We start from the raw sequence: 23,920 nt of genomic DNA on the forward strand, positions 1-23,920 counted from the left end.
CAGGCTCGCTCCCACAGTGGATGAGGTGCTGCAAATTCATACCACCACCTCATCACTGTCAGCATTGGTCTTGCCAAAGCGCCGACCGAGGCGGTCGAAATACAGATAGATCACCGGTGTGGTGAACAGGGTCAACACCTGGCTCACCAGCAAGCCGCCGACCATCACCAGACCAAGAGGCTGACGCAGTTCAGCCCCGGAACCGGTGGCGAGCATCAACGGCACGGCGCCGAACAGCGCGGCCAGGGTGGTCATCAGAATCGGCCGGAAGCGCAGCAGCGCTGCCTGATAGATCGCCTGCTCTGGCGCCATGCCTTGGGTGCGTTCGGCGTCGAGGGCGAAGTCGATCATCATGATCGCGTTTTTCTTGACGATACCGATCAGCAGGATGATGCCGATGATCGCGATCATCCCCAGATCATTGCCACTGAGCAGCAACGCGAGCAAGGCACCCACCGCCGCCGACGGCAGGGTCGACAGGATGGTGATCGGGTGAATGTAACTTTCGTAAAGCACGCCGAGCACGATGTACATGGTCACCACCGCCGCCAGAATCAGCAGCAAGGTGCTCGACAGCGACGCCTGGAACGCTTCGGCCGCGCCCTGGAACTGGGTCTGCACACCAATCGGCATGCCGATGTCCTTCTGCACCTGATCGATGATGTCCACCGCATGCCCCAGCGCCACGCCGGGCGCCAGGTTGAAGGACATCATCACCGCCGGAAACTGGCCGATGTGGGTGATCGCCAATTGCGCCTGACGTTCCTCGACATGAGCCAGGCTCGACAGGCGCACTTGCGCGCCGTCAGTGGTCTTGACGTGAATCTGGTCCAGCGCCGCCGGCCCGATCTTCTCCCCGGCCTGCGCCTGCAGCACCACGCGGTACTGGCTGGCCTGGGTATAAATGGTCGAGATCTGCCGCTGACCGAAGGCGTCATACAGCGCATCGGTGATGTTCTGCACCGAAACACCGAGGCGTGAAGCCGCATCGCGGTCGATCACCAGATAGACCTGTAGACCCTTGTCCTGCAAGTCGCTGGCAACGTCAGTCAGTTCCGGGCGCTGGGCCAGCGCCTCGACCAGACGTCCGCTCCACTGGCTGAGCAGTTCGGCATCCGGTGAGGACATGCTGAACTGGTACTGGGTGCGGCTGACCCGATCCTCGATGGTCAGATCCTGCACCGGCTGCATGAACAGACGGATGCCGACCAGTTTGTCCAGTTGCGGTTGCAGACGCGCGATCACCTCGGTGGCGCTCAGGTCACGCTGGCCGTGGGGCTTGAGGTTGATCAGCAGGCGACCGCTGTTGAGCGTGGCGTTGTCGCCGTCGACGCCAATGTAGGACGACAGGCTCTCCACCGCCGGATCTTCAAGAATCACCTTGGCCAGCGCCTGCTGACGCTCACCCATGGCCGCGAAGGAAATCGACTGCGGCGCTTCGGAGATGCCCTGGATCACCCCGGTGTCCTGCACCGGGAAGAAGCCCTTGGGCACCAGCATATAAAGGAACACGGTCAGCGCCAGCGTACCGATGGCCACCAACAGCGTCAGCGGCTGGTGTTTGAGCACCCACTGCAACTTGCGCCCGTAAGCGGCGATCATCCAGTCGATGACCGCGCCGCTGGCCCGGTAGAAGCGGCCCTGCTCGTGGGCTTCTGGCTCACGCTTGAGCAGGCGTGCGCACATCATCGGCGTCAGGGTCAGCGAGACCACCAGCGAAATCAGGATCGCCACCGCCAGGGTGATGGCGAACTCGCGGAAAAGCCGCCCGACCACATCGGCCATGAACAGCAGCGGAATCAGTACCGCGATCAGCGACAAAGTCAGGGATATCAGGGTGAAGCCGATCTGCTTGGCGCCTTTCAGCGCCGCCTGCATCGGGCTATCGCCCTCCTCGATGAAGCGTGCAATGTTTTCCAGCATCACGATCGCATCGTCGACCACAAAACCGGTGGCGATGGTCAGCGCCATCAAGGTCAGGTTGTTGACCGAGAACCCGGCGAGATACATCACGCCAAACGTACCGATCAGCGACAGCGGCACCGCCACCGAAGGAATGATCGTCGCGCTGGCACGCCGCAGAAACAGGAACGTCACCATCACCACCAACGCAATGGCGATCAGCAGTTCGTGTTGTACGTCGGTGACCGAGGCGCGGATGGTCTGGGTGCGGTCGGTGAGCACGGTAACGTCGAGGCCGGCCGGCAGGTTGTCGGTGATGCTCGGCAGTAACGCCTTGATCCGGTCGACCACCTCGATCACGTTGGCGCCCGGTTGACGCTGGATATTGAGCAGCACTGCCTGATTCTGGTTGGCCCACGCGGCGAGACGTTCGTTCTCCGCACCGTCGACGATTTCCGCCACATCCTTCAGACGCAGCGGCGCGCCGTTCTTGTAGGCGAGAATCAGGTTGGCGTAATCCTTGGGCGACGTCAGTTGGTCGTTGGCGTCGAGCATGGAGACCCGGGTCGGGCCGTCGAAGTTACCTTTCGGCTGGTTGACGTTGGACGCGCCGATCAGCGTGCGCACGTCTTCCAGGTTCAGGCTGTTCGCCGCGAGGGCTTCCGGATTGACCTTGATCCGCACCGCTTGCCGCTGACCGCCGGCAATGCTGACCATGCCGACGCCGCTGATCTGGGCGATCTTCTGCGCCATGCGCGTATCGACCAGGTCATTGAGCTTGGGCAGGAGCATGGTTTTCGAGGTGATCGCCAGAGTCAGCACCGGGGTATCCGCCGGGTTGACCTTGTTGTACACCGGCGGCGCCGGCAAGTCGGTCGGCAGCAGATTGGTCGCAGCGTTGATCGCGGCTTGCACCTGCTGCTCGGCGACGTCCATGTTGATGTCGAGGCTGAAACGCAGGGTCAGCACCGAAGCGCCGCCGGAGCTGGTCGAGGCCATTTGCGTCAGGCCCGGCATCTGCCCGAACTGACGTTCGAGCGGTGCGGTGACGGCACTGGTCATCACGTCCGGACTGGCGCCGGGGTACAGGGTCATGACGCGAATGGTCGGATAATCGACCTGCGGCAAGGCCGAGACCGGCAGCAGGCGATAGGCAATCAGGCCGGCCAGAACAATGGCCAGCATGCTCAGGGTGGTGGCTACCGGACGGAGGATGAACAGCCGCGAAATGTTCATGCGCCCTTCTTGGCCTTGTCAGCCGCGGCGGCGTCCGGCGCACTGGCGGCGGGTTTGCCCTGCAGGTGCCCGGTCGGGGTGGTCGGCACGTCATTGCTGTCGTTGACCACTTCCACTTCGCTGCCTTCTTTCAGGCGATCTGTACCTTCCAGCACCACGCGATCGCCCGCGGCGAGGCCTTCGGTGATCACGGTGTTGGTGCCGTCACTGGCGCCGATCTTCAGTTGGCGGATGGTGACTTTCTTGTCGCCATCCAATGCGTAAACGAAGGTACCGTTGGTGCCGAACTGAATCGCCGCCGACGGTGCCAGCACCACGCCTTTCAGGGTATCGGCCAGCAGATGGACGTTGACGAACTGATTGGGGAACAGCGACTGGTCGCGGTTATCGTAACGGGCTTTGAATTTCAGGGTGCCGGTGGCGACGTCGATCTGGTTGTCGAGGCTTTGCAGCACACCGCTGGCCTGGATTTTGGTATCGCCGCGATCCCATGCCTCGGCCGGCAGTTTGGCGCCGCTGTGGTAGCGGGCCAATACGGTTTCGAGGCTGTTTTCCGGCAGGGTGAAGACCACGCTGATCGGTTGGGTCTGAGTGATCACCGCAAGGAACGTGGTGTCGTTGGCGGCGACCAGGTTGCCGACGTCGACCTGACGCAGACCGACGCGACCGGCAATCGGTGCGCGGATCTTGGTGAATTCGAGATTGAGCTTGGCGTCGTTGACCGCCGCCTGATTGGTCTTGACCGTGCCAAGGTACTGGCCGACCAGCGCTTCGGCGGTGTCCAGGGTCTGCTTGGCGATGCTGTCTTCCTTATACAGACCGCGATAACGCTCGACATCGACCTGAGCGTTTTTCAACTGCGCCTGATTCTGCAGCAAGGTGCCTTCAGCCTGGAGCAAGGCGTTCTGGTACGGACGCGGATCGATCTCTGCCAGCAGGTCGCCAGCCTTGACCATCTGCCCTTCCTCGAAGTTGATCTTCACCAGTTCGCCGCCGACCCGGCTGCGCACATTGATGGTGTTGAGCGCGGTCACCGTACCCAGCGCCTTGTAATACAGCGGGAAGTCGCCCGTGACCGCCGGCGCCACCCGCACCGGAATCGGCCCGGCCGCGCCGCCGAAGCCCGGCCGCATCATCCCCGAACGTCCGGCATGGCCGCTCGCCGCCTTGTCGGCGCCCTCCTTGTGGGCCGAACCGGCGGGCCAGAATTTCCAGCACAGGACGGCGATGACCAACAGGACGAGCAGGCTGATCAGCCAGCGACGGGAGTTGCGAGGGGACGATTGCATGGATTGATTAACCATTGGGCGCGTGGGCTTCTTTTACGGGAGGCTGAACGATAAGCACTGATCGGATTTAAGCAAAGCAGCTTTACCGGCAATTTACCTTCAACTTACGTTTCAAGGTGTGAGGCAAAACACTGATACACAAATGAAAACGGCCTGGACAGGGCCAGGCCGTTAACAATTGTAAAAGCGCTTATTTCAGAACGGCGAGTGCTGCGTCGTAGTTCGGCTCTTCAGCGATTTCCTTGACCAGCTCGCTGTGCAGCACGTTGTCGTTCTCGTCCAGCACCACCACGGCGCGGGCGGTCAGGCCTTTGAGCGGACCGTCAGCGATGGCTACACCGTAGTTTTCGATGAACTCGGCACCGCGCAGGGTCGACAGGTTCTGCACGTTTTCCAGACCTTCGGCGCCGCAGAAGCGTGCCTGAGCGAATGGCAGGTCAGCCGAGATGCACAGCACCACGGTGTTGGCCAGTTCGTTGGCCTGAGCGTTGAACTTGCGGACCGAAGTGGCGCAGGTCGGGGTATCAACGCTTGGGAAGATGTTCAGCACTTTGCGCTTGCCGGCAAAGTCTTTCAGGGTAACGTCGGACAGATTGCCGGCAACCAGGGAAAAGGCTGGCGCCTTGGAACCGGCTTGTGGCAACTGGCCGTTGACTTGAACCGGGTTGCCTTTGAGGGTGACTTGAGCCATGACTTTAGTCCTTCTTAACGTGGTTATTGAGCATGCAAGAGGCCGAAGTTAACCACGAAATTGTCCGACGACCTATGCCCTGACTGAAAATTGTCAGGGGCCTGCGCAAAAAATTGTATACAACCCTGCCTTCCCCTGTAGGAGCTGCCGAAGGCTGCGATCTTTTGATGTTGGTTTTTAACGACAAGATCAAAAGATCGCAGCCTGCGGCAGCTCCTACCTTGGCAGTGCAGCGTGTCGGATTGCGTTTGTTAAAGCGCAGCTTTGCGTCTTTTATTCAGACACCTGTCGATTCATGCGCGGCCCATTCGACTAAACCATGAATCCCCCCATTCCCTGGAGAAACCACCATGCGATTCATGATCCTTGTCAAAGCCAGCGCCGATTCCGAAGCCGGCATCATGCCCAGTGAAGAGCTGATCACCGCCATGGGCAACTTCAACGAAGAACTGGTCAAGGCCGGCATCCTCATCGACGCCGATGGCCTGCACCCGAGCAGCAAAGGCGCCCGCGTGCATTTCTCCGGCGACAAACGCACCGTCATCGACGGCCCGTTCATCGAGACCAAGGAGCTGGTGGCCGGCTACTGGATCTGGGAAGTGAAGTCGAAAGAAGAAGCCATCGAATGGGTCAAGCGCTGCCCGAACCCGATGCCGGGCGACTCTGATATCGAGATACGGCAGATATTCTCTGCCGAGGATTTCGGCGCCGAGTTCACGCCTGAGGCGCGGGCGCAGGAAGAGCGTGTTCGCGAGCTGGCAAAGAAAAACCTGTAATCCCCGCCCCGTGTAGGAGCTGCCGCAGGCTCGGGCCGCTCCTACATAAACGGGATGCTCATATCGGTTTGACATTTACAGCAATCAATCCTTTTGGCCCGTTCTGCACCTCGTAAGACATTGCCTGACCTTCCCGAAGCACTACTCTAGGACCGTCATAGAAAATTCCAGAGTGGTGCACGAATAGATCCGCGCCCCCATCATCCTGAGTGATAAACCCAAAACCCTTATCTGCATTAAAAAAAAGAACCGTCCCGGTAGCCATTTCCATCACCTCTAAACCGTCCATTCATCGACCGCTTACCCTCGGCCTTCCATCTCCATAAAACGCGCACTCCCCACGCCTCACAACTGTCAACTCTGACAGGTATCCCACTTTGTCCGACCAACGGGGTCATCGGGCCAGCACTCGTCCTTATCGTGAAGCGGTACACAAAACCAAAGAATTAATCCCTTCGACTGGCTAACTCCCGATTAGCTGCTAGCGTCATTCAGACGTGTCCTACAGGCTTGATTAAGAAAGGAATTACGGCCAACGGCCAAGAAGTGCCGGGTCGTCCATGCAGTAGCCACCAGGGAAACGGGGATCATGTCGAAAAAATTGGGGATTCACGCCTTGCTGCTGGCGAGCTCGCTGGCGCCTGTGTTCTGTGCTCTGGCGAATAACGCCGAAGAGGCCAACAAAAGCAACAACCCGCTGAACCTGGCGCCCGGCGCCAACCTGCAGGATTACTACACGCCAAAGCTGTTCGACAGCAACCTGCACACCAACGATGCGTTGCTGCGCGGCACGTTGCCGATTGCGCCCAACGATTTCATCGGTGTGCCGCAATTGCTGCGGGCAACGATGCCGATCAGCACCCGCCCCGATCCGCACGGCGGCTACAGCACCGGCATCGGCGATCTCAATCTGTTCGACATCTTCCTGCTCAAGACCGACGGCGTGCAGTTGGGCATCGGCCCGCAGATCACCGCGCCGACGGCTACCGAGGATGAACTGGGCACCGGCAAGTGGCAGGCCGGCCTCGCGGCGGTAGCGATCGATTCGTCACCGCGCGGCCTGCTCGGTGCGCTGGTGCAGTACCAGAGCTCGTTCGCCGGCGACCACGACCGCGCGCATGTCGAAACGGCAACCCTGCAGCCCTTCATCATTCATAACCTCGACAAGGGCTGGTACCTGCGCTCCACCGGCACCTGGACGTTCGACCTGAAGAACAACACCCACTACATCCCGATCGGCCTGGGTGCGGGCAAGGTCTGGAAGTCCGGCAGCAACATTCTCAACGCCTTCCTCGAACCGCAGTGGACCGTTGAACGCAAAGGCGATGGTGTGCCGCAGTTCACCCTGTTCGCCGGGATCAACGTGACATTCGGAAAATAAGGACATCGCCATGCACATCGCTTTACGCGCTGCCGGTTTCAGCCTGATGACCCTGTTCGCCAGTTGCGGTGTCGGCGCTCAGGACCTCGACACGCGTATCGGCAAGATCGCCATGGAGGGCGAACTGCCGGCACATGAGTCGATTGCCAAACTCTACGCCGAGCTGGATTTCCAGCAGGCGACCCAGAGTTACCTGTGGGCCTTGCCGCTGGTGTCCTACGCGCAGTGGCAGGAAGAATTTCGCGACAAGCTCGGCGCGCGCAACGGCGATCTGATGGTGCTCGACAGCTACGAAGACAAGCTCGGCGTGATCACCGCCAACGCCACCACGCCGTACATTCTCGGCTTCGTCGACCTCAGCGAAACCGGGCCACTGGTGATTGAACTGCCACCGGGACCGACCGCCGGCGGCATTGGCGATTTCTGGCAGCGGGCGATCATCGACATGGGCCAGACCGGCCCGGACAAAGGCCAGGGTGGCAAATACCTGGTGCTGCCACCGGGCGCGGAGCCGCCGGCCGATGCCGACAAGTATTACCTGGCCCAATCGGAAACCATGAACGTGCTGGTGGGCTTCCGGGTGCTGGATCCGGATCCGGCCAAAGGCAAGACGCTGGTCGAGCAATTCAAGATGTACCCGTACGCCAAGCGTGCCGAGCCGAGCAAGACCCGCCTGCTGTCGCCTGACGGTAAAAAGTGGTCGGGCACCCAGCCGCGCGGCATCGCTTACTGGCAGCGGCTGCACCAGATCATCCAGAAAGAACCGGTGAATGAACGTGACCGCTTCTACATGGCCATGCTCGCCAGTCTCGGCATCGAGAAGGACAAACCCTTCAACCCCAATACCCGGCAGCGTCAGGCCCTGGAGTCCGGCGCGCAGGTCGGTGAGCTGATCGCCAAGGCCAATACCTTTGCCAAGCGCTTTCCTGACGCGCAGTACTGGCCCGACCGGCATTGGGACACGGTGCTGAACATCGCCGAACCGTCGCAACGCGTGGCCTATTACGACCAGTTGTGGGAGCGCAGCGCCTGGTTCTATGAAGCGGTGACCAACACCAAAGGCATGGTTTCCAGGACCCCTGGCCTCGGCCAGACCTACCTCGGTGCCTACACCGACGCCAAGGGCGACTGGCTCGACGGCGGCAAGACCTATCGCCTGCACGTCGGCGCCAACCCGCCGGCCAAACAATTCTGGTCGATGACCGTGTACGACATCGACAGCCGTTGCCTGATCGACAATCCGCAGCGCAAGGCCGACCTGTCCTCGCGCCAGGATCTGAAGAAAAACGCCGACGGCTCGGTGGACCTGTACTTCGGCCCGAGCGCGCCCAAAGGCTTCGAAAACAACTGGGTGCAAACCGTGCCCGGCAAGCACTGGTTCAGCTATTTCCGCCTGTACGCGCCGACCGAAGCCTATTTCGACAAGAGCTGGAAACTCGACGACATCACGGTCGTGCAATGAATAAGGACGCCGCATGAACGCACGCAATCTATGGCTGACCGGCCTGACCTTCGCCTTGAGCAGCAGCGCCTGGGCGGATTTCAGCGCCAGCCCCGAAGAAGCCCGAGGCATCGCCAAGGACGCCTATCTTTATGGCTTCCCGGTAGTGGAAATGTACAAGACTCTGTACACCCAGGCCGTGGACAGCAAGAGCCCGAACTTCAAGGCACCGTTCAACCAGATCGGCAACACCGCCAAGGCCTTCACCGCCAAGGACACCGCGTTCGTCACGCCGAACGCCGACACACCCTACTCGTTCGTCTGGATGGACCTGCGCAGCGAACCGCTGATCCTGACCTTGCCGCCGATCGAAGAGCACCGTTATTACTCGGTGCAACTGATCGACGCCTACACGCAGAACTTCGCTTACCTGGGCACCCGCAGCACCGGGAATAACGGTGGTCATTTCATGATCGCCGGGCCTGACTGGCAGGGTCAGCAACCGATCAACATCGACCGGCTGGTGCGCAGCGAAAGCAACATCGCCTACGCGCTGTACCGCACGCAGCTGTTCGACGAAAAAGATCTGGGCAAGGTCAGGCAGATCCAGAAAGGCTACAAGGTCGAGCCGCTGAGCAAATACGTGAAACAGAAAGCTCCGGCACCGGCACCGAAAGTCAGTTGGCCGAAACCGACGCCGACCATGAGCGAAACTCCGGAGCTGTTCCGCTACCTGAATTTCATGCTCGCCTTCACTCCGCCGCAGGACGTCGAAAAAGACCTGCTCGCGCGCTTCGCCAAAATCGGCATCGGCGCCGGTCAGCCATTCGACCTGAAAACGCTCAGTGCCGAGCAACGCAAGGCCCTCGAAGACGGCATCAGTGACGCCAAGGCGGAATTCGCCGCGTTCAAGAAAGACCAGGTCGACACGCACGAAATCAGCAGCGGTGACCTGTTTGGCACCCGCGATCACCTCAAGGGCAATTACCTGTATCGCTACGCCGGCGCCAACATGGGCATTTTCGGCAACTCTGCCGAAGAGGCGAACTACATCGGTTATTTCGTCGACAAGGACGGCCAACCGGTCGACGCGGCGAAACACGACTACACCCTGCATTTCGACAAGGGCGCCCTGCCCCCGGCCGACGCCTTCTGGTCGCTGACCATGTACGACGGCAAGAGCAAATTGCTGGTGGCCAACCCGCTCAATCGCTACCTGATCAACTCGCGAATGCTGCCCGACTTGAAGCTCGATGCCGACGGCGGGCTGACCCTCTACGTGCAGCACGACAATCCCGGCAAGGACAAGCAGGCCAACTGGCTGCCGGCACCGAACGGGCCGTTCTACGGCGTGTTGCGCCTGTACCTGCCGAAACCGGAAGTGGCCAGCGGCGAGTGGAAGATGCCCTTGCTCAACCCGGTCAACTCAAAACAATAAACGGAGCCAGTGATGGTCAAGCCTTACGTTGTGCGTCCGCTGCTGGCGCTGTGCATGATCGGCAGTACTCAACTCTATGCAGCCGAGGGTGGCGTCGGCCGGCCGATCACCGGTCAACAGGTGTATTCCAACGCCGGGATCATCCCGCCCGAACCGGGCTGGGTAGTCTCGGTCACCAGCATCTGGTACGACGGATCGCTCAAGGGCAGTCGCGGCGCGCCGATTTCCGGTGAGGTCAGTGCCGGGATCGACATGAAAGTCTCCTACACCATGACCAACCTGACGCACATCTGGGACACCGGCAAAGGCCCATGGAACTTTGCCTCGGCAATCGGCGTTCCAGTGCAGTACACCGACATTGACGCGGCGATCACCGGCCCGCGTGGACGCACCCTCGGCACCAGCGATTCCGGGACCCAGTTCGCCGACGCGTTGGTCACCCCAATTGCCGCCGGCTACCACTTCGACGAGTTGAACCACATCGCGTTCTCCCTGCCGATCTACGTGCCGACCGGCGCCTACAACGACAATCGCCTGGCCAACCCGGGGCAGAACAATTACACGTTCATGCCCACCGTGGCCTTCACTCATCTGGACGGCAAGGGGGGCGAATTCACCCTGTCCAGTGGCCTGGAGTTCTACACCGAAAACACCGCCACCGATTACCGCAACGGCAACATCTTCACCCTCGATGCCTTGTGGACTCACGGCTTCGGCAGTGGCTGGAGCGCCGGTCTGGCGGCCGGCTATATCCAGCAGGTCACCGACGACAAGGGGCAGACCGCCGACAGCCTGAATGGCTTCCGTGGCCGCTCGGTCGGCGCCGGGCCGGTGGTCGCCTGGGCCGGCAAATTCGCCGACGCCCAGGCCAACATCAGTGCGCGCTGGGTGCCGGAGTTCGACACCAAGAACCGCCCTGAAGGCAACGGCGTTGCCGTCAACATGACCCTGGCGTTTTTCTAGACCGGCCACAAAGGACTGTCCCATGACCGCACTCACCGACCTCAACGCCCTGCAAGCGAGTATTGCCGAAGCCGTACTCGGCCAGGATCAGGTCATTCGGCAGATCCTCCTCGGCCTGCTGGCCAACGGGCACTTGCTGCTGGAAAGCCTGCCGGGGCTGGCCAAGACGCGCACGGTCAAGGCGCTGGCCACGCATCTGGACGCGAAGATGAGCCGCATCCAGTTCACCCCCGACTTGCTGCCCTCGGACATCACCGGCGCCGAAGTGCTGCATCAGGTCGCCGGGCAAAACGAGATCCGCTTCCAGCCAGGCCCCCTGTTCGGCAATCTGATCCTCGCTGACGAGATCAACCGCGCCCCGGCCAAGGTGCAGGCGGCGCTGCTGGAAGCCATGGAGGAACGGCAGATTACCGTGGCCGGCACCCGTCATGTGCTGCCGGAGCTGTTCATCGTGGTCGCCACACAAAACCCGATCGAGCAGGAAGGCACTTATCCGTTGCCGGAAGCGCAAATGGACCGGTTCCTGATGAAGGTGCTGCTGGACTACCCCAGCGCCGACAACGAAAGCCAGGTGCTGCGCCTGTTGCGCGCCGAAGAGTTTGCCCAGGGCGCGAACACCGCGCCGGGCAAAGGTTTCACTCTTTCCCAGGACGTGATTTTCGCCGCGCGCAAAGAGGTCAGCGCAATTCATGTATCGCCGGCCATCGACCGCTACCTGATCGACCTGATCAACGCCACCCGCCACCCGGCCGACTACGACGAAGACCTCGGACGCTGGATCAGCCTCGGCGCCAGCCCTCGGGGCGGCATCGGCCTGGATCGTTGCGCGCGGGCCGATGCGTGGTTGCAGGGCCAGGATTTTGTCTCGCCGGACAACGTGCGCGCCGTGGTGCATCCGGTGTTGCGTCACCGCCTGCAATTGAGCTACGACGCGGTCGCGGATGGCGTGACGGCCGATCAGGTGCTCGACCGTTTGCTGGACAACGTGGCGATTCCGGCATGAACGCGGACGGTCTGGTCTACGTGTCTCTGGCGCAATTGATGGCGCTGGAGTTCAAGGCCCGTGACCTGAGCTTTCTGGCGCGCCAGCCCCAGGGCAGCATCCTTGCCGGCAACCATGCCTCGCGCCTGCGTGGCCGTGGCTTGAACTTCGATGAGTTGCGCCGTTATCAGCCCGGTGATGATTTACGTCACCTCGACTGGCGCGCTTCGCTACGTACCGGCAAACCGGTAGTACGCACTTTTACTGAGGAGCGTGATCGCCCGGCGTTGATCGTGGTCGATCAGCGCATGTCGATGTTTTTCGGCTCGCAGCGCAGCTTCAAATCCGCCCTCGCCGCCGAACTCGCGGCGCTGGCGGCGTGGACGGTGTTCAACGCCGGTGATCGGGTCGGCGGTCTGGTATTCAATGATCAACGCATCGACAGCATCGCACCGTTGCGCAGCCGCAAACGGGTCGAAGCCCTGCTCAGCCGCGTGGCGCAACAGAATCAGGCGCTGAACGCGGCCAATCCCGACGCAGAAGACGAGGACCAACTGGACAAGGCCTTGCAGCGTTGCCTGGCGCTGGCCGGTCACGACCATTTGATCTGCATCGTCAGCGACTTCGCTGGAGCCGGTGAACGTACCTTGCAGTTGATGCGGCAACTGCGCGCGCACAACGACGTGATCGCCCTGCAAGTCTACGACCCACTGGCCTTGAAGCTGCCGAGCGATGGCCGGCTGCTGGTCACCCAAGGCCAATTGCAGGTGGAACTGGCTGTCGAGAAACGCAGCGTGCATCAGCCATTGGGCGATTATCTCGGTGGCCGGCTCAAGGATGTCGCCACCCTGCTGCGTCGCAGTCAGGTGCCGCTGATGATGTTCAGCACCGCCGAAGAGGCCCACGCGCAATTGAGTGCCGAGCTTGGCAAGTCTGCCGGCCCACGGCGATGAATCCGAATATTCCCGACATCAGTCAGCTCAAGGAGCTGAGCCTGCCGGCGCCAGTGAGTTATGCGCCGCAGACCTGGGGCTGGTGGCTGTTGCTGGGGCTGTTGGTTTTGCTGGCGCTGATGGTTGGCGTGCGGCGTTATGTGCAGTGGCGACGGAATCAGTATCGGCGCGAAGCGCTGGTACGGCTTGCGCAGTTGCGTGGGCGCAGTGAAGACCTCAATGCCCTGCGCGAGTTGCCCGAGTTGCTCAAGCGCGTGGCCCTTTCGATGCCCTTGAAACACCGCCCTGTAGGAGCTGCCGAAGGCTGCGATCTTTTGACCTTGCCTTTAAACAACAAGATCAAAAGATCGCAGCCTTCGGCAGCTCCTACAGGGGTGGCGGCGTTGGGGGGATCGGATTGGCAGGCGTTTCTGCAGCAGCACTGCAAAACCAGGCTACCCGACGACTTCAGCGATCAACTGGCCCTACTCGCTTACGCCCCCGACGCCACCTTGCGCGCCCTCCCCGCCGAACAGCGCCAGGCGCTGTTCGACACCTGCCAACACTGGGTGGAGCAACACCATGTGGCAGCTTGATTACCCGTGGTTGTTGCTCCTGCTGCCGCTGCCGTGGCTGACCTTGCGTTATCTGCCCGCGTATCAGGAAGCGCGCAGCGCCGTGCGGGTGCCGTTTTTCGGCGCCATGAGCCGCGCCGTCGGGGAAGCGCCGAGCCGGGTCGGCAATCGTCAGAACCCCTGGCAACTGCTGCTCAATCTTCTGGTGTGGACGTTGATCCTGCTCGCCGCCGCGCGCCCGGTGTTCGTTGAAAAACCCATCGAACGCCAGCAACCGGTGCGCGACCTGATGCTCGCCATCGACATCTCGCAATCGATGGAAACCGAAGATTTCAGCAATGCCGATGGCCAGAAAATCAATCGCCTCGCCGCCGTCAAAGAGGTGGTGCAAGGCTTCATTGACAAGCGCAAGGACGACCGCATCGGCCTGATCGTGTTCGGCAGCGGCGCCTATCCGCAGGCGCCGCTGACCCTCGATCACGCCAGCCTTGCGCTGCTGCTGGCCGATACCGGCATCGGCATGGCCGGGCCGAACACCGCCATCGGTGATGCCATCGGTTTGAGCCTGAAGCTGCTCGACCAGGCGCACGAACAACAAAAAGTGCTGATCCTGCTCACCGACGGCAACGACACCAGCAGCGCGATCACCCCCGACCACGCCGCGGAAATGGCCGCCAACAAGGGCGTGGTCATTCACACCATCGGCATCGGCGACCCGACAGCGTCCGGCGAGGCGCAGGTCAATCTGCGCGGGCTGCAACAGATCGCCCAGACCACTGGCGGGCAGTTCTTCCGCGCCGAAGATCGCACGGCACTGGATCAGGTCTACAGCACTCTCGACCGCCTCACCCCGCATCAGGTGAAAACCCTCAGCCATCAGCCTCAGCGCGAGTTGTTCTATTGGCCGCTGGGCACGGCGCTGACGCTGTTGGCGCTGTATCACCTCGGTGCCCTGCTGCGCCCGCGCCTGGCGCTGGCCCGCCAGCGGCAGGAGGCCTGAGATGGAGATCAATCTCGGCGACTTGCACTTCCTGCGCCCGCTGTGGCTGCTGCTCGCGCTGTTCGCCGCGCTGCTGCCGCTGCTCTGGCGCCGCAGCCGCGACTTGCAACGGCGGCTGCGCAGCAACATCGCCGAACACTTGCTGCCGCACCTGCTGGTCACGCCAACGGATCAGCAGCACCTGCGCCCGGTGCACTGGCTGTGCGCGGTGCTGGTAATGGGCGCCATTGCCGCCGCCGGGCCGACCTGGGAGCAGGATCGCCCGGATTTTCTGCAGAATCGCGCGCCGCTGATCGTCGCCGTGGACCTGTCGCCATCGATGGACGCCAGCGACGCACCACCGACGCGCCTGCAAGCGGCGAAACAAAAGCTGCACGACCTGATCCAGCGTCGCGCCGGCGCTCGCACCGCGCTGATCGCTTATGCCGGCAGCGCGCATCTGGTGTTGCCGCCGACCGATGATCCGGCGCTGCTCGACACCTTCATTCAAGCGCTGGGCACTGGCCTCATCGACAAACCGGGCAAGGACGTCAGCGCCGTCATCGAGCAGGCCAAACACCTGCTCAGCGCCGAGCAAACCCCGGGCAGCCTGCTGTTGATCACGGACGGCGCTGACGTTGCACAGCTCGAGGGTCTCGGCAAACAACTCGACGACAGCCAATTGCAGGTACTGGTACTGGCGGTCGGCAACGCGGATGGCGGCGCGATTCAGGGCGCCGACGGCCAGCCAGTAGTCGACAGCAACGGGCGCCCGCTGCTCGGCCATTTCGATCCGGCGGCACTCAAGCAATTGGCCGCCGCCCTCGACGCGCCTCTGGGCAGCCTCACCCTCGACGACGATGATCTGGACTGGATCGAGTTGCACGCCCAACAACACTTCCAGAGTGCCAGCGCCGAACAGCAGCAATTGCACTGGAAGGATGCCGGTTACTGGCTGTGCTGGCCTCTTCTATTGTTGGCGCTGCTCGGTGTGCGCAAGGGCTGGAGCGTCAACTGGGTACCGGCGCTGCTGTTGGCCACAAGCCTGGGCTGGCCTGCCGCACCCGCCCATGCCAGTGCACTGACCGACGCATTTTTCACCCGCGATCAGCAAGGGCGCTGGGCCGCCGAGCATGAGCATTGGCCGCAAGCGGCGGCGCTGTTTGTCGATCCGTACTGGAAAGGCGTGGCGGCCTATCACGCGGCGGACTACGACCTCGCGCTGGCGACCTTTGCCCGCCTGGACACAGCGCAAGCATGGTTTTATCTGGGCAACATTTACGTGCGGCGCTTCAAGTTCGATCAGGCAATTGCCGCCTACACCCAGGCCTTGCAGCGGCAACCACAGTTTCCCGAAGCCACGGCCAATCTGGCGCTGGCGCAGGCGTTGCTCAAGGACACCGACAGCGCCGAAAAGAACGCCCCCGAGACCAAACCGGACGAAGTGAAATTCGACAAGGCACCGGGCAAGGGCCAGAGCAAAAAGGTCGAGACCGAACAGGCGGCGTCCGATGCGTTGTGGTTGCAGAACCTGAGCACCTCGCCGGCGAAGTTTCTCAGGCAGAAATTCAGTTTGCAGGATCAGTCGGGGGCCAGACCATGAACCGGGTTGGCTTCATCGCTGGCAAGCCAGCTCCCACAGGAACCATCGGTGTTTTCGCCAATCGAGTTAACCCCTCAAATCCTTGTGGGAGCTGGCTTGCCAGCGATGGGGTCCGGTCAATCAGCAAAAAGCTCAGCTTCTTGCTAGTCAGTTGCTTGTTCACAATCCACGCCTCTGCCGCCGAACCCCAACTGAAAATCCAGGCCCACCTGCAACCCGCCGAAGGCGCGATGGTCGGCGGACTGCTCGAGCTGCAAGTCGACGTGCTCACCGACACCTGGTTCACCAGCGCCGCCACCCTGCCCGAGCTGAAACTCGACGGCGCCCTGGTAACACCACCCGACGGTCAAGCCCAACACCTGAATCAGACCATCGACGGGCAACCCTTCAGCGGCTTGCGCTACAGCTACCTGATCACCCCGAATGTCGCCCGCCGCTTCGACATTCCGCCGTTGACGATGAGTGCGACACCGGGTCAAGCCACCACCCCGCTCAGCGCGCAAAGCCAACCGTTGCACTTCAGCGCCGCCCAGCCACCCGGCTTCAAACCCGGAGAAACGCCGCTGGTGGCCAGCGATGTGCGCCTGAGCCAAAGCCTGATCAACTCGGCAACTCCGTTGAAAACCGGCGACAGCATCACCCGCCAACTGACCCTGCAGGCCGATGGCGCACTGGCGATGGCCCTGCCGGTTCCGCCATTGGCTGACGTGACCGGCCTGAGTCGTTATCTGCAGACTCCGCAAGTCAACCGCCTGGACGACGGTCGCGGCAACGTGCTCGGTGGTCAGCGGATCGACACCGTCACCTACCGCATCGACAAGGCTGGCGCCTACACCCTGCCGGCCATCACGGTGAAATGGTGGGACGTGAAAACGCAGCAGAGCCGAACTGCGCAAGTGCCGGCGGTAACCTTCGAAGCCGCAGCCAACAGCGCTTACAAACCGGTGTTTTCGATTACCGATGATCTCCGGCAGCTCGACCGCAACAACTCGCACTTTTCCACTCGCGGGTTGCTGTGGCTGGCTCTGCTCGCCGTGTGCATTGGCGTCGGTTATTGGCTGCGTCCGGCGCTGTTGCGCGCCCGGCACCAATGGCAGGCGCGCAAGCACGCGCGGCAACTGGTCTGGGAGCAATCGGCGGACTTCGCCTGGCGGCAGATCAACCCGCAACTGCAGGCTCAACCGGCGCAATTGAGCGCGTTGTACCTGTGGCTGCGGCGCAGTCGCCTCGGGCTGCAACTGGTGAATGCCGGCCCGCGCCTGCAAGGCATGTTGCGCGGACTTTATGGACGTGATCCGCAGACTGCACAAACACTCGCTCAACTGCGTGAATCGTTGACTACGCTTCACAGTCAGGCCGAACAACAGGCGCACAAACCGGCGTCGGCCCTGCGCCCGCTCAACCCCGTTCAGGAAAGGGAATTCCCATGACCAATCCACCGCAGCAGCGTCCACGTTTCAGCCTTGCGCTGTGGTTTGCGCTGGCATTGCCAGTGCTGGCCCAGGCCAGCGAGCCACTGCCGTCATGGAACGACGGCCCGGCCAAAAAACACATCACCGAGTTTGTGCAAGCCGTCACCGATCAGTCCGGCAAAGACTTCGTCAAACCCGCCGATCGCATTGCCGTGTTCGACAACGACGGCACCCTTTGGAGCGAACAACCGATGTATTTCGAGCTGCTGTTCGCCCTCGACGAGGTCAAGCGCAATGCGCCGCAGCACCCGGAATGGAAAACCACCCAGCCATTCAAAGCCGTGTTGGAAAACGACCACAAGGCACTGGCCGCCGCCGGCATGGACGGCATTATCAAGATCTTCGGCGCCACCCACACCGGCATGACCACCGAGGCTTTCGACGACTACGCCAAGACCTGGCTGAGTCAGGCCCGACATCCGAAGACCGGCAAGCCCTACACCGAAATGATCTTCCAGCCGATGCTGGAAATGCTCGACTACCTGCGCAGCCAGGACTTCAAGACCTACATCGTTTCCGGCGGCGACACCGCGTTCATGCGCGCCTTTGCCGAGAAGGTCTACGGCATCCCGCCGGAACAGGTGATCGGCACCACGTTCGTCACCGCGTTCCAGTTCAAGGACGGCAAGGCTTCGATCCTGCGCACCCGAAAACTGGCACACAACGACGACGGCCCGGGCAAACCGGAGAGCATTGATGCAGTGATCGGCAAACGGCCGATCCTAGCGTTCGGCAATTCCGACGGCGACCTGCAGATGCTGCAGTGGACCGCCGCCGGCCCCGGCAAACGCTTCATGGGGCTGGTGCACCACACCGATGCGAAGCGCGAGTGGGCCTATGACCGGAAATCCGATATCGGGCGACTCGACAAAGCCCTCGACGAAGCGAATTCCCGTGGCTGGACCGTGGTGGACATGGCGACCGAATGGCGCCGGATCTACCCGTTCGATCCACCGGCAACCGGGCAGGTGCAATAAGAAAAAGCGTGATGCAGGACTGCAAGAAACGTAAGTCGCAACAACGACCCCCGCGATAAGGAGCAAGTCAGATGACTCGCATACGCAAGTGGCTACCGAAACTCGCCCTGGTGGCAACCTCGGTGATGGCGCTGTCGGCAACCGCCACAGCGGCTGAGAAACCCAACATTCTGGTGATCTTCGGCGACGATATCGGCCAGACCAACATCAGCGCCTACTCCATGGGCGTGGTGGGCTACAAGACCCCGAACATCGACCGGATTGCCAAAGAAGGCATGATGTTCACCGACTACTACGCGGAGAACAGCTGCACCGCCGGACGCTCCTCGTTCATCACCGGCCAGACGCCACTGCGTACCGGCCTGTCGAAAGTCGGTGCGCCGGGAGCGACTGTCGGCCTGCAAAAGCGCGATATCACCATCGCTCAGGCGCTCAAGTCTCAGGGTTACGCTACCGGCCAGTTCGGTAAGAACCACCTTGGGGACAAGGATGAATACCTGCCGACCAACCATGGTTTCGACGAGTTCTTCGGCAACCTTTATCACCTTAATGCCGAAGAGGAACCCGAACGCCCCTACTGGCCCAAGGATGACCCGGACTTTGTCAAAGCCAACTCGCCACGGGGCGTAATCCACAGTTTCGCCGACGGCAAGATCGAGGACACCGGCGCGCTGACCACCAAGCGCATGGAAACCATCGACGACGAAACCACCGCTGCCGCGCAAGCGTTCATCGAGAAACAGGCCAAGGCCGACAAGCCGTTCTTTGTCTGGATGAATACCACGCGCATGCACCTGTTCACCCACGTACGTGATTCGATGAAGGGCCAGAGCGGCATGCCCGGCAACGAATACGCCGACGGCATGCTGGAACACGACGGTGATGTCGGCAAATTGCTCAAGACCCTCGACGACTTGAAAATCGCCGACAACACGATCGTGGTCTACACCACCGACAACGGTCCGAATCAGTTCTCCTGGCCGGACGCGGCGACCACGCCGTTCCGTAACGAGAAGAACTCCAACTGGGAAGGTGCCTACCGTGTACCGGCGATGGTTCGCTGGCCGGGCAAGATCAAGCCGGGTGAAGTCTCCAACGAGATGTTCTCGGGCCTGGACTGGTTCCCGACCTTGCTCGCTGCAGCGGGTGACACCGAGGTGAAAGACAAGCTGCTCAAGGGCTGGGCGCCGACTTCCGGAGGCAGCAACTTCAAAGTGCATCTGGACGGTTACAACCAGTTGCCCTACCTGACCGGCCAGCAACCCAACGGTGAACGCAAGGAGTTCTACTACTTCAACGACGACGGCATGCTGGTTTCAATGCGCTTTGGCAACTGGAAGGCCGTCTTCGCCGAGCAGCGAGCGCCAGGTGGTTTTGCGGTCTGGAGTAACCCGTTCACCCCCTTGCGCGTACCCAAGATCTTCAACCTGAGAATGGACCCGTACGAGCGGGCCGACGTGGTTTCCGATCAATACTACGATTGGTCGACCAAAAACGTTTACCTGGTTGCCGTTGCGACAACCAAGGCAGCGCGCTTCCTGCAGACCTTCATCGAGTACCCGCCGAGCCAGAAACCGGCGAGCTTCAGCATCGACCAGATCCGTGCGGCGGTGGACGCGAAGATTGAAGAGAAAATGAAAGCGGCACCCGCTGCACAGTAAGACCGTTGAACTGCCGCCCGCCCTCAGCGGCGGGCGGCCCTGTTTCCACCTGAGACCGCGCCGGCCCCAATCGCTGGCAAGCCAGCTCCCACAGGTATTTCTGTCGACCACAACATGAGTGTTCACTGAAAATCCCTGTGGGAGCTGGCTTGCCAGCGATGAGGCCAGCACCGTCACAGATATTGTGTGATTTGAACAAGGCAATCCGCATGTCCTCACGTATCGCCAGCAAGCCGTCGGCCATACCCACCACTCATGCCGCCACCCCGGCGCTGCTGATCCCCGCCCTGCTGCTGTGCATCTCCGGCGCCGCCGCGCTGGTGTATCAGGTGCTGTGGATCAAGCAGTTGTCGCTGGTGGTCGGCGTCGAGGTCTATGCCATCACCACCGGCATCAGCGCGTTTTTCGCCGGCCTGGCCATCGGTGGCTGGCTGTTCGGGCGTTGGGCTGATCGCTTGCAGCAACCGGTGCTGCTCTATGCCGGGCTGGAAGTGCTGGTGGCGATTCTTGGTGTTGGCGCCACGGTTGCGATGAGCCTGGCGGCGAGCCCGTTTGCCTGGCTGCAAGCGCATGTCGGCATTCTCGCCTGGTGCTTGCCGTTCACGCTGGTGGGGATTCCGGCGGTGTTGATGGGCGGCACGCTGCCGGTATTGGTGCGCTCGCTGGCGGCGGATCCGGGCAGGGCCGGCGGTCAGCTGTATGCGGCCAACACCCTCGGCGCGATTGTTGGCACCCTGCTCGCCGCGTTCGTGCTGATTGCCACCCTCGGTGTGCGTGGCAGTGCGTTGTTTGCGGCGATGCTCAATCTGCTGGCCGCCGCCGCTGCGCTGTGGTTGCAGCGCCAACAGCCGACGTCGGTGGCGGCTGCGGTCAAACATCACACCGAGAAAGCCGCGGACCGCACCGCACTGTGGCTGTACGCCATCGCCGGCGGCGTGGCGCTGGGGTATGAAGTGGTCTGGTCGCAATCGATCGTGCAGTTCATGAGCACCCGCACCTACGCGTTCGCCGTGGTACTCGCCACGTACCTGACCGGGCTGTTCATCGGCAGCGCCCTGCTCGCCCGCAGGGTCGAGCGCATTCGCGATCCGTGGGGCGTGTTCGGTCTGTTGATTGCCGGTGCCGGGCTGATCGCCTTGCTGGAAGTCGCCCTGCTCGGGCGCTGGCTGGTGTTGGCGCAAAGTCAGGCCGAGAGCTGGCTGCTGGCGATGGGCGCCAGCGAGCTGGCCGGCATGAGCGCACGTTTCGCCGTGGCGGCACTGAGCATCGTGTTCGTGCCGACGCTGTTGCTTGGCGCGGCGTTTCCGCTGGCGCTGCGCTTGAGTGTGGGGCGTGAACGCGTCGGTCGCGACGTCGGTGCCGTGGTCGCGTTCAATACGCTGGGCGGGATTGTCGGGGTGATGCTCTGCGGTTTTCTGCTGATCCCGCTGCTGGGGCTGGTGCGCACGCTGGGCTTGCTGGCGATCATAGCTGCCGGCATCGGCTACGTGGCCGTGCGCAAGGGCCACCACGTCAGAAAAGGTCGGCGTCAGGCCGTGGTCGCGTTGGGGCTGGTATCGGTGGCGCTTGCGCTGCTGACGCCAGTGGACAAACTTGCCAGTCTGCTGCCCGGTGCGCGTAACGGCACGCTGGCGTTCTATGAAGAAGGCCGTGGCGGCACCGTGGCGGTGGTCGCTCAGGGCCGTGGTGAGAACAGCTTCCACCGCCTGTACATTCAAGGCGTGTCCAACACCGGCGACGCCATGCCGTCGCTGCGCTACATGCGCATCCAGGCACTGCTGCCGCTGCTGATCCACAACGGCGAACCACGTTCGACGCTGGTGATCGGCTTCGGCACCGGGATCACCGCCGGCGCCCTGCTGCGCTATCCGGGGCTGGAACATAGGGTGGTCGCCGAACTGCTGCCATCGGTGGTCAAGGCCGCACCCCTGTTCAAAGGCAACTTCAACGCCGCCAGCGATCCCGGCGTCGATGTGCGCCTGCGCGATGGCCGTCAGGAACTGTTGCGCAGCCCGCAGACCTACGACCTGATCACCCTCGAACCGCCACCGCCGTCGGCGGCCGGGGTGGTCAATCTGTACTCGCGGGATTTCTATCAACTAGCGGCCAGTCGCCTGGAGCAACAAGGCATCGTCGCGCAATGGCTGCCGCTGCCGACCCAGAACATCGACGATTCGCGCTCATTGGTGCGCAGCTTCCTCGACGTGTTTCCGTACGCTTCGCTGTGGACCAGCGAGTTCCACGAAATGCTGCTGGTGGGCTCGCTGCAGCCGATGGCACTGGACGCGGCGAAAATCACCGAGCGCTTCCAACAAGCCAGTGTGCGCAGCACTTTGCAGGATGTCGGGATTGGCTCGGCCCCAGCGTTACTCGCAACCTGGGTCACCGACCGCGCAGGCCTTGAACGCTTCGCGGCAAATGCCCCGGCGGTGACTGACGATCAGCCCCGAATCGAGTACGCGCCGTGGGTGCGCAGCAAGGAAATCTCTCGGGTATTGCCAGCGTTGCTGGACCTGTATGTGCCGCCGCCACTGGTGAATGCCGATATCGGTTTTACTGAACGGATGGACACGCACCGCCAGCGCCTGATGCAGTTCTACCGCGCCAGCCTGCATGCGTATGACGGTGATCGGGATGCCTGGGGGCGGGATATGCGTGAAGTGATGCGTTGGGAAGGCGGGAATCCGTACTTCCGCTGGTTTACCGGGCAGTAATGCTGCCCCTGTAGGAGCTGCCGCAGGCTGCGATCTTTTGATCTTGTTTTTACAAAATCAAAGTCAAAAGATCGCAGCCTGCGGCAGCTCCTACAGGGGCCTCGGGTTATTTGCTGGCTTTAAGCTTCAGATACATCTGATGCATGTCATTGGCCCAGCCATCAATCACCGGTTTGACGTCGCTGGCCTTCATCGCCTGGGTTTCATTTTCCAGTGGTTTGCCGGTGCCTTTGCGCACCACTTGCGCCACCACTTTGTTGTTGCCGCCATCGAGGAACACCGCTTCGGTCGCCAGGGTGGTTTCCTGATCGCGGATACCGCTGGCGGTGCTGACCGCTGCAGCGACCAGAGCGACCGGGATCACTTCATACGCGTGCAGGCCTTCGGTCTTGCTGCTCACGGCAGTGATCGCCGCCCGCACCACAATCACCCCTGGGCCGGGGCCGTTGGCCAACGGCAGGTCTTTACTGATTTCACGTTTGAGGGCCTGATCGTAATAGGAAGTGATGCCGTTGAGGGTCTGTTGGGAAATCTTTGCGGTCGGTTGCGGCTTGGGATAGAGCTGGGTCGGTTCGATGTAGGCGCTGGTGAACTTGCTGATGTCGACCTTCGGATCGATCCAGCGCATCACCTCGGCACCGGACGGCGATTTGGCCTCCTTGAGTTGGCTGTAGTCCTTGAGAAAGCCGGAATACTCATCGGGAGCAACGGTTTTGCTGGAGCAGCCCACCACGCCGAGCGTGGCAATGCAGAGGGTGCCCATCATTACTGCTAGCTTCATGCTGTAACTCCTGTCAGAAGGCCTGAATGTATTGCTTAGGGGGGAGTTACAGGTATAGCTAAAACCCCGCCGATTGCGCTGCAAAACCGGAAAATTCACACAACTTCGGGGGGCTGCTTCACAACCG

General features: G+C 61.8%; 19 protein-coding genes. 14 read left to right on the plus strand and 5 right to left on the minus strand.

The genetic code is table 11. From position 1 onward, the window contains the following. Positions 1–36 precede the first annotated feature (36 nt). The 3 genes from LOY52_RS14280 to tpx form a co-directional block, all read right to left on the minus strand. Positions 37–3,138 (minus strand): MdtB/MuxB family multidrug efflux RND transporter permease subunit, encoded by a 3,102-nt coding sequence (locus tag LOY52_RS14280; RefSeq protein ID WP_258674500.1) that lies wholly within the window; start codon positions 3,136–3,138, stop codon positions 37–39. Beyond that, positions 3,135–4,442 carry an MdtA/MuxA family multidrug efflux RND transporter periplasmic adaptor subunit gene (locus LOY52_RS14285; protein ID WP_115989888.1) on the minus strand — a complete coding sequence of 436 codons (1,308 nt, stop codon included), beginning with the start codon at positions 4,440–4,442 and terminating at the stop codon, positions 3,135–3,137. Before LOY52_RS14285 ends, LOY52_RS14280 begins: the two co-directional genes overlap by 4 nt. A 175-nt stretch (positions 4,443–4,617) precedes the next feature. After that, entirely contained in the window at positions 4,618–5,118 is a 501-nt protein-coding gene (gene tpx / locus LOY52_RS14290) for a thiol peroxidase (RefSeq protein ID WP_007968505.1), read from the minus strand. A 350-nt stretch (positions 5,119–5,468) separates the two neighbouring features. Between tpx and LOY52_RS14295 the strand changes: the two genes are divergently transcribed. Then, a complete protein-coding gene (locus LOY52_RS14295; RefSeq protein ID WP_225138847.1) occupies positions 5,469–5,894 on the plus strand; it encodes a YciI family protein in 426 nt (141 codons plus the stop codon). A 58-nt stretch (positions 5,895–5,952) separates the two neighbouring features. On the opposite strand, the gene LOY52_RS14300 is transcribed toward LOY52_RS14295, so the two are convergent. Beyond that, on the minus strand, positions 5,953–6,159 hold the full coding sequence (locus LOY52_RS14300; protein ID WP_258679871.1) for a cold-shock protein: 207 nt from the start codon (positions 6,157–6,159) through the stop codon (positions 5,953–5,955). A 324-nt stretch (positions 6,160–6,483) separates the two neighbouring features. On the opposite strand from LOY52_RS14300, the gene LOY52_RS14305 reads away from it, so the two are divergent. The 13 genes from LOY52_RS14305 (at position 6,484) to LOY52_RS14365 (ending at position 23,012) form a co-directional block, all read left to right on the plus strand. After that, on the plus strand, positions 6,484–7,275 hold the full coding sequence (locus LOY52_RS14305) for a hypothetical protein (protein WP_258674507.1): 792 nt from the start codon (positions 6,484–6,486) through the stop codon (positions 7,273–7,275). A gap of 10 nt (positions 7,276–7,285) precedes the next feature. After that, complete coding sequence (locus LOY52_RS14310) at positions 7,286–8,737, plus strand: DUF1254 domain-containing protein (protein ID WP_258674509.1); 1,452 nt, start codon at positions 7,286–7,288, stop codon at positions 8,735–8,737. 13 nt (positions 8,738–8,750) lie between these two features. Then, a complete protein-coding gene (locus tag LOY52_RS14315; protein ID WP_258674511.1) occupies positions 8,751–10,154 on the plus strand; it encodes a DUF1254 domain-containing protein in 1,404 nt (467 codons plus the stop codon). Positions 10,155–10,166: 12 nt separating this feature from the next. After that, complete coding sequence (locus LOY52_RS14320; RefSeq protein ID WP_258674513.1) at positions 10,167–11,117, plus strand: transporter; 951 nt, start codon at positions 10,167–10,169, stop codon at positions 11,115–11,117. A 22-nt stretch (positions 11,118–11,139) separates the two neighbouring features. After that, on the plus strand, positions 11,140–12,120 hold the full coding sequence (locus LOY52_RS14325) for a MoxR family ATPase (RefSeq protein WP_258674515.1): 981 nt from the start codon (positions 11,140–11,142) through the stop codon (positions 12,118–12,120). Continuing rightward, positions 12,117–13,052: a DUF58 domain-containing protein gene (locus tag LOY52_RS14330; RefSeq protein ID WP_258674517.1), complete on the plus strand. Its 936-nt coding sequence runs from the start codon at positions 12,117–12,119 to the stop codon at positions 13,050–13,052. Before LOY52_RS14325 ends, LOY52_RS14330 begins: the two co-directional genes overlap by 4 nt. After that, positions 13,049–13,627 carry a DUF4381 domain-containing protein gene (locus tag LOY52_RS14335; RefSeq protein ID WP_258674519.1) on the plus strand — a complete coding sequence of 193 codons (579 nt, stop codon included), beginning with the start codon at positions 13,049–13,051 and terminating at the stop codon, positions 13,625–13,627. The genes LOY52_RS14330 and LOY52_RS14335 overlap by 4 nt, the downstream gene beginning before the upstream one ends. After that, positions 13,614–14,606, plus strand: coding sequence for a VWA domain-containing protein (locus LOY52_RS14340; protein WP_258674520.1), 993 nt, complete (start codon positions 13,614–13,616; stop codon positions 14,604–14,606). Before LOY52_RS14335 ends, LOY52_RS14340 begins: the two co-directional genes overlap by 14 nt. 1 nt (position 14,607) lies before the next feature. Next, positions 14,608–16,188, plus strand: coding sequence for a VWA domain-containing protein (locus LOY52_RS14345; RefSeq protein WP_258674521.1), 1,581 nt, complete (start codon positions 14,608–14,610; stop codon positions 16,186–16,188). Then, the gene (locus LOY52_RS14350; protein WP_258674523.1) at positions 16,185–17,618 is read left to right on the plus strand and encodes a BatD family protein; all 1,434 of its coding nucleotides are present in this window, start codon (positions 16,185–16,187) and stop codon (positions 17,616–17,618) included. The genes LOY52_RS14345 and LOY52_RS14350 overlap by 4 nt, the downstream gene beginning before the upstream one ends. Beyond that, positions 17,615–18,637, plus strand: coding sequence for an HAD family phosphatase (locus LOY52_RS14355; protein WP_258674524.1), 1,023 nt, complete (start codon positions 17,615–17,617; stop codon positions 18,635–18,637). The genes LOY52_RS14350 and LOY52_RS14355 overlap by 4 nt, the downstream gene beginning before the upstream one ends. Before the next feature lie 71 nt (positions 18,638–18,708). Further along, positions 18,709–20,298 (plus strand): arylsulfatase, encoded by a 1,590-nt coding sequence (locus LOY52_RS14360; RefSeq protein ID WP_123587961.1) that lies wholly within the window; start codon positions 18,709–18,711, stop codon positions 20,296–20,298. A gap of 209 nt (positions 20,299–20,507) precedes the next feature. Then, the gene (locus LOY52_RS14365) at positions 20,508–23,012 is read left to right on the plus strand and encodes a fused MFS/spermidine synthase (RefSeq protein WP_258674528.1); all 2,505 of its coding nucleotides are present in this window, start codon (positions 20,508–20,510) and stop codon (positions 23,010–23,012) included. A gap of 106 nt (positions 23,013–23,118) precedes the next feature. Here the strand turns inward: LOY52_RS14365 and LOY52_RS14370 are convergent, their stop codons facing one another. Continuing rightward, positions 23,119–23,793 carry a DUF3313 domain-containing protein gene (locus tag LOY52_RS14370; protein WP_258674530.1) on the minus strand — a complete coding sequence of 225 codons (675 nt, stop codon included), beginning with the start codon at positions 23,791–23,793 and terminating at the stop codon, positions 23,119–23,121. Positions 23,794–23,920: the final 127 nt, after the last annotated feature.

Source organism: Pseudomonas sp. B21-051 (assembly GCF_024748795.1).
GTDB classification, from domain to species: domain Bacteria; phylum Pseudomonadota; class Gammaproteobacteria; order Pseudomonadales; family Pseudomonadaceae; genus Aquipseudomonas; species Aquipseudomonas putida_A.